At 62.9% G+C, this 1,322-nt stretch carries 1 protein-coding gene and 1 other annotated feature; the gene reads left to right on the top strand.

All coding sequences use genetic code 11. From position 1 onward, the window contains the following. Nucleotides 1-54 precede the first annotated feature (54 nt). Nucleotides 55-1,283, top strand: a protein-coding gene (locus tag RGD00_RS23320) for an IS3 family transposase (protein ID WP_261517282.1) whose coding sequence is annotated in 2 segments (ribosomal slippage) — nt 55-343 and nt 343-1,283 — 1,230 coding nt in all. Because the reading frame shifts where the segments join, the coding sequence is not laid out codon by codon here. Beyond that, nucleotides 336-452 (top strand) — a sequence feature (AL1L pseudoknot). Its footprint overlaps the gene before it by 117 nt. Nucleotides 1,284-1,322 lie beyond the last annotated feature (39 nt).

The raw sequence follows: 1,322 nt of genomic DNA, 5'->3' as shown, positions 1-1,322 counted from the left end.
ATGAACCGCGCCGGGTTTGCCGGAGGCTCCAACTCCTGAGTAGGATGGAGCATCATGAGCAAGACGACGAACAAGTTTTCCCCTGAAGTGCGCGAGCGCGCGGTGCGGCTGGTTCTCGACAACGAGGGTCAACACGCGTCGCGCTGGCAGGCGGTCATGTCGATTGCGGCGAAGATCGGCTGCACCCCGCAGACGCTGAACGACTGGGTCAAGAAGGCCGAAGTCGACAGCGGCAAGCGCGCCGGCATCCCGACCGAGATGGCCGAGAAGATGAAGGCCCTTGAACGGGAGAATCGCGAACTGCGCCAGGCGAACGAGATTCTCCGCAAGGCGTCGGCGTATTTTGCGATGGCGGAGCTCGACCGCCGACCGAAGTGATGGTGGGTTTCATCGACGCGCATCGGGATGCGCACGGGGTCGAGCCGATCTGCGACGTTCTGCCGATCGCCCCTGCCACCTATTATGACCATCTGGCCAAACGTGCCGACCCGGCGCGGTTGTCGGATCGTGCCAAACGGGACGAGGCGCTGCGCCCCGAGATACGGCGTGTTTTCGAGGACAACTGGAGCGTCTACGGCCTGCGCAAGGTCTGGCACCAGCTGCGCCGCGAGGGCTTCGATATCGCTCGCTGCACGGTGGCACGGCTGATGAAGGACATGGGCATTCAAGGCATTATCCGGGGCAAGCCGCACAAGACGACGATCCCTGACAAGAAGCAGCCATGCCCGCTGGACAAGGTGAACCGCCAGTTCCGCGTGCCTGCGCCGAACATGCTGTGGGTCAGCGATTTCACCTATGTTGCCACCTGGAAGGGGTTTGTTTATGTCGCTTTCGTCATCGACGCTTATGCCCGCAAGATTGTCGGCTGGCGGGTCAGCACCTCGGCGTATGCCGGGTTCGTCCTTGATGCCCTCGAACAGGCGGTCCATGACCGCCGCCCGGTCAAGGGCATGGGGCTGGTTCACCACAGCGACCGCGGCAGCCAGTATCTGTCGATCAAATACACTGAACGGCTGGCCGAGGCGGGCATCGAGCCTTCGGTTGGCAGCGTCGGTGACAGCTACGACAACGCGCTGGCCGAGACGATCAACGGGCTCTTCAAGGCCGAGGTCATCCACCGTCGGGGGCCCTGGCGCAGCTTCGAGGCCGTGGAATACGCAACCCTCGAATGGGTGGACTGGTTCAACAACCGCCGCCTGCTCGAGCCGATCGGGAACATCCCGCCCGCCGAAGCCGAGGCAAACTTCTACGCGGCTCTGGAAACTGAAGCCATGGCCGCGTAACTAAACCAAATCAGCCTCCGGCAAACCCGGCGCGGTTCA

The organism is Ruixingdingia sedimenti, from assembly GCF_031432425.1.
Classification (GTDB): Bacteria; Pseudomonadota; Alphaproteobacteria; order Rhodobacterales; family Rhodobacteraceae; genus Ruixingdingia; species Ruixingdingia sedimenti.
The sequence above is the reverse complement of the archived record's forward strand: the minus strand, read 5'-3'. Positions and strand labels throughout refer to the sequence as shown.